At 66.2% G+C, this 4,770-nt stretch carries 4 protein-coding genes and 1 riboswitch; all 4 genes read right to left on the minus strand.

What is annotated here, in order from left to right:
• Window positions 1-104 precede the first annotated feature (104 nt).
• Genes VJ811_RS12875 through VJ811_RS12890 form a run of 4 tightly spaced genes read right to left on the minus strand, consistent with a single transcriptional unit; the run spans window position 105 to window position 4,460 of the window.
• Window positions 105-1,106 (minus strand): iron ABC transporter permease, encoded by a 1,002-nt coding sequence (locus tag VJ811_RS12875; protein WP_324072931.1) that lies wholly within the window; start codon window positions 1,104-1,106, stop codon window positions 105-107.
• The gene (locus VJ811_RS12880; RefSeq protein WP_324072933.1) at window positions 1,103-1,957 is read right to left on the minus strand and encodes an ABC transporter substrate-binding protein; all 855 of its coding nucleotides are present in this window, start codon (window positions 1,955-1,957) and stop codon (window positions 1,103-1,105) included. Before VJ811_RS12880 ends, VJ811_RS12875 begins: the two co-directional genes overlap by 4 nt.
• On the minus strand, window positions 1,957-2,565 hold the full coding sequence (gene cobO / locus VJ811_RS12885; RefSeq protein WP_324072935.1) for a cob(I)yrinic acid a,c-diamide adenosyltransferase: 609 nt from the start codon (window positions 2,563-2,565) through the stop codon (window positions 1,957-1,959). Before cobO ends, VJ811_RS12880 begins: the two co-directional genes overlap by 1 nt.
• Window positions 2,565-4,460 (minus strand): TonB-dependent receptor plug domain-containing protein, encoded by a 1,896-nt coding sequence (locus VJ811_RS12890; RefSeq protein WP_324072937.1) that lies wholly within the window; start codon window positions 4,458-4,460, stop codon window positions 2,565-2,567. The genes cobO and VJ811_RS12890 overlap by 1 nt, the downstream gene beginning before the upstream one ends.
• A 203-nt stretch (window positions 4,461-4,663) precedes the next feature.
• Window positions 4,664-4,770: riboswitch (cobalamin riboswitch) on the minus strand. This riboswitch is flagged as partial in the annotation.

The raw sequence follows: 4,770 nt of genomic DNA on the forward strand, positions 1-4,770 counted from the left end.
GGGGCCGACGATACCGGTCAGCGTGCCGGGGCCGAAATCGGCGCTGACATCGTGGACGACCGCGCGGCGGCCGAGCGTGACGCCGACATGATCAAGGACCAGGCTCACCATAGCCGCCGCTCCCGCATCAGGTGGACAAGGAAGACCGGCACTCCCAGGAACGCGGTGACGACGCCCAGCTTCAACTCGTTCGTCGTCGGGATGATCCGCACGCCCAGGTCGGCGAGCGTCAGCAACGCCGCGCCGCCGATCGCCGAGGGCAGCAGGATCGCCGACGGGCTGCGGTCGGTCAGCGGACGGATCAGGTGCGGCACGATCAGCCCGACAAAGCCGATGGCCCCGGTCACGGCCACCGCGCCGCCGACCCCGATCGCGGTGCCGATCAAAAGCCGCAATCTTGTGCGCCGCAGGTCGGTGCCGAGCGCCTGCGCCGCATCCTCGCCCAGCGTCAGCGCGTCGAGCGCGCGCCCGTTCCACAGCAGCATCGCGGTGCCGATCGCGATGCAGGGCAGCGCGATCCACACATGGTCGAACGATCGGTTCTCGAGGCTGCCGAGCAGCCAGGTCATGATCTCCATCGCGGCAAAGGGGTTCGGCGACAGGTTGAGCGCGAGGCTGGTCCCCGCGACCGCGAGCGTGCCGACCGCGATGCCGGCGAGGATCAGCGTGAGCGGGCTCTCGGCCTTGCCCGAAAGGATGAAGAGCAGAGCGAGCGAGAGGAGCGCGCCGCCCGTGGCGAGCAGTGGCAACACGATCGGATGGATTTCGGCCAGCCCGAAATAGATCGCTGCCACGCCGCCGAGCGCCGCGGCGTTCGACGTCCCGAGTACCGACGGTTCGGCGAGCGGGTTGCGCAAATAGCCCTGCAACGCCGCGCCCGCGAGCCCGAGCATCGCGCCGACCGCGAGCGCCAATATCGTGCGCGGCAGGCGGAGGTCGAAGAGGATGATCGACGCGACCTTGTCATCATTGCCCATCGCGGCATCGACGAGACGCGCGAGCGACAGGTCGACCGCGCCGTACAGCAGCGAGCCCATGGCGGCGGCAAGCGTGAGGAGCGCAAGCGCCGCGACCAGCGACCAGCGGGGCAGGGCGAAGCGGCTCATCGGGTTTGTCCTTCGATGCGCGCGATCTGCGCCGCCATGCTGCGCGCTGCCTCGGTGTAGGCGGGGCTGCCGCACACCGTCCACGCCTGCGGCACGCTGATGCGCGGAATGTCTTTCAGCGCGGGATGATGCAGCATCTCGCTGCCCTGATCGGTCACCGTGTCGGTCGCACTTTCGACGATCAGATAATCGGGCTCGGCCGCGACCATCTCCTCCAGGCTCAGCTGCGACAGCGGCGGCTTGCCGAGCTTGCCGGCAAGGTTGACGAGACCGACGCGCGTCATCAGTTCGTCGATCAATGTGCCCGTCCCGGTCATATAACCGCGGCGCTGGTAATAGGCGGCCACGCGGCCCTTGCCTGGCTTGGGCAGTCCCGCAAGCTCGGCTTGCATTCGCGCGATCAGCGCGGTGCCGCGTTCGGGATGGCCGACGGCGACGGCGGTTTGGCGGATCGACGTATAGATTTCGTCGAGCGTGTTCGCGGTGGCGAGGTCGAGCAGCGGATAGGTCCGCTGGGGCAGGGCCGTCAGCGCCGCGCTGCGGCTTGCGGGCATACCGACGATCAGGTCGGGCTCGATCGCCAATATCTGCTCGGCCGAATTGCTCAGCAACGGCAGCCCGCGCGCCTTCGCCGCTTCGCCCGACATTTCGGGATCGGTCGCATTGTGCGTCAGCCCCGAAATCTGGCTGCGGTCGGCGAGCGCAAGCACGAGCTGGTCGGCGCACAGGTTGATCGACATGATGCGTTGCGGAACCGCTGGCGCTTTCGCGGGCGGGGCGGGGGAGGCCGCCCACAACAGGCCCGCACCACCGAGCAAGACCGCGACGGCAAGCAGACCGCGTGACGGCATCAGAACTCGATCCCCCGCTGCGCTTTCACATTCTGCTCGCGGAACGGGTGCTTCACCTGCGCCATTTCGGTCACCAGATCGGCCGCGTCGATCAGCGGCTGCGGCGCGTTGCGGCCGGTGACGATGACATGCGTCATGGCGGGCTTGGCGGCGAGCGCCTCCAGCACCTCATCGACCGGCAGATACTCATAGCGCAGCACGATGTTGAGCTCGTCGGCGATCACCATTGCATAGCCTGGATCGGCGATCATGCGCTTCACCTCTTCCCATGCTTCGCGCGCCACGGCGATGTCGCGCGTCCGGTCCTGCGTGTCCCAGGTGAAACCCTCGCCCATCGACTTGAACTCGACCAGGTCGGGGAAGCGGTCGAATACCGCTTTCTCGCCCGTCGCCATCGCGCCCTTCACGAACTGCACCACGCCAACCTTCATCCCGTGGCCGATTGCACGCACCGCCATGCCCAGCGCCGCCGATGTCTTGCCCTTGCCGGGGCCGGTATGGACGATGACGAGGCCTTTTTCGACCGTCTTCGCCGCAACCTTCTTGTTCTGCGCGGCCTGGATCTTCTTCATCTTCGCCGTGTGTTCGGCGTCGGTGCGCGCCTTCATCAGAAGCGCACCCGCACGCCGCCATAGGCCGCGCGGCCCGGCGAGGCGAAGCTGAAGACCTCCTCATAATCCTCGCCGAGCAGGTTCTCGACGCGGCCATAGATCGAGAAGCGATCGGAAATCTTGTAGTCGGCGCCAAGGTTCACCAGCACATATTCCTTCATCGACACCGTTACCGGGATGAAGCTGGGGTCGGTAAAGGCCTGATCGGTGGCGCGGCCGTTGTAGCGCACCGTCAGCGTCCCCGAAAAGCGCTGGTCGGCGCTGAAGATCGTCATGTTCAGGCTCGCGACATGCTTTGGACGGCGTGCTTCGGCGACGCCATTTTCTTTCGATTTCAGCCAGGTATAGGCCAAGTCGAACCGGATTTGCGGGATCGGCCGCGCGCTGACGAACGCCTCGATGCCATGCTGCTTGCTGTCGGTCGTGCGGTTCCCCGGCGTCGCGTCGAAATTCGGTGGCGGATAGTCGATGAAGATCTCGTTCTTCAGCCTGGAGTCGAACCACGTCGCGCCGATCGTCGCCCAATCGTTCGTGCCAAAGCTTTGCTCCAGCCCGGCTTCCCAGCCTTCGGATTTTTCGGGCTTCAGGTCCGGGTTGCCGATGTAAGTGCCATCGACAAAGCCATAAAGATCGAAGAATCCCGGGTTCTTGACCCCGGTGCCATAGGCGGCGCGGACGCGCGTTCCGGTCGGCAGGCGATAGCTGCCCTGGACGCGCCACGTCGTCGCATCGTCGAAGCGATTATTGTCGTCGTACCGCCCCGATGCGCCGAGCGAGAGATCGCCCGCGAGCAGCTCATATTGCCCGACGACGCCGAGATTGTTCGCATGTTTTTCACCCGGAAAGCCTCCGGGGGTCAGTGTCTGAAAATTCTCGCGCTCGACGTCGACCGCGCCGGTCAGCCGGTGCGTGACCGCGTCGGTGCCGAAGCTCAGCGCCGAGGTGAAGCTGCCCTTATAGCGCTGACCCTTGTTGCCATAATCGAGGCCGAAGGGGCTGAAACCCTTGCGCTTGGTGTCGGCGAACCGGCCCGACAGCGTATTGACCCAGCGCCCGTCGAGCACGGTCAGCTGCGCCGAGAGCAGGCCGAAAAAGGCTTCATTCTTGAAAAACACACCGGGGCTGTCGACCGTGGTGCCGAACAGCGGGCTGGCGGGGTCGAACTCGCTGTTGTTCGTGTCGGCGTTGGTGTGGCTGTAACGCAGCACGCCGGTCAGCTTGAACGCCTCGCTCGGCGTCCAACTGGCCTTGGCGGTCGCGCCGATGCTGTCCGATCCGACATCGCGCGTGCCGCCGCGCGCGGTCGGATAGCCGTCGGTGCCGTAATAGCTGCCCGATATGGCATAATCGAAATTCCCGGTCGCGCCCGCCGCGCGCGCGCCGCCGCCGATCGTTCCGAACGATCCGCCCTCGATCCGCGCGCTCAGCCCCGGCGCTTCGCGGCCCGAAAGCGTGATATAATTGATCACGCCGCCGATCGCGTCGCTGCCATAGAGCGACGACTGCTGGCCGCGCAGCACCTCGATGCGCGCGGCGGGATCGGCGATCAGCGTGCCGAAATCATATTCGCCCTGATAAGGATCGGCGGCCTCGATGCCATCGATCAGCACGAGCACATGGTTGCTTTCGGTGCCGCGGATGCGGATCTGCGTCTGGCCGCCGACCGCGCCGATGCGCGTCACCGCGACGCCGGGCACGTCACGCAACACGTCGGATATGATGCGTGTCTGGCGCCGTTCGAGCGCCTCGCTGTCGATCACGGAGACCGATGCGCCGAGTTGATCGGCTTCGATGCCTTCGCCCGAGCGCGAGGCGGTGACGATGATCTCGTCGCCGGGGCGCTCGCTGTCGGCGGTTTCGGCAAGCGCCGGCGTCGCCGTAGCCAATGCCAACAGGGAAATGGTCGCAAATTTCAACATGGGAAGCCCCCGCACGCCGGCAACGAAGGCGGAGCCTGCCGAAACGCGGACGCGATCGACCGATGCTGGCGTCGCAGGTGGCGTAATGCCTGCGGCCCCGGCACCGAAGCGGCTCCAGCCGCTTGGTCGTCGCTCGACGGAAACCTCCGTGCCGCGGCCTTTCCCTGGGCCTTGGCATTGAGCGACCCACGCCGGCAGGTCTCCTGGCTCGCGGGTCAGGGCTCGATGCACGCCTTCCCAGGTGACCCCAGTGGCTGATCCGAAATTTTCGGACCGGTGCATC

The sequence above is a fragment of the Sphingopyxis sp. genome (assembly GCF_035250425.1).
In the GTDB taxonomy this organism is placed as follows: Bacteria; Pseudomonadota; Alphaproteobacteria; order Sphingomonadales; family Sphingomonadaceae; genus Sphingopyxis.

Bases quoted from the DNA above. Each gene is read 5' to 3' on its own strand.
- VJ811_RS12875 (WP_324072931.1), bottom strand. From the start codon at position 1,106: ATGAGCCGCTTCGCCCTGCCCCGCTGGTCGCTGGTCGCGGCGCTTGCG.
- VJ811_RS12880 (WP_324072933.1), bottom strand. From the start codon at position 1,957: ATGCCGTCACGCGGTCTGCTTGCCGTCGCGGTCTTGCTCGGTGGTGCG.
- cobO (WP_324072935.1), bottom strand. From the start codon at position 2,565: ATGAAGGCGCGCACCGACGCCGAACACACGGCGAAGATGAAGAAGATC.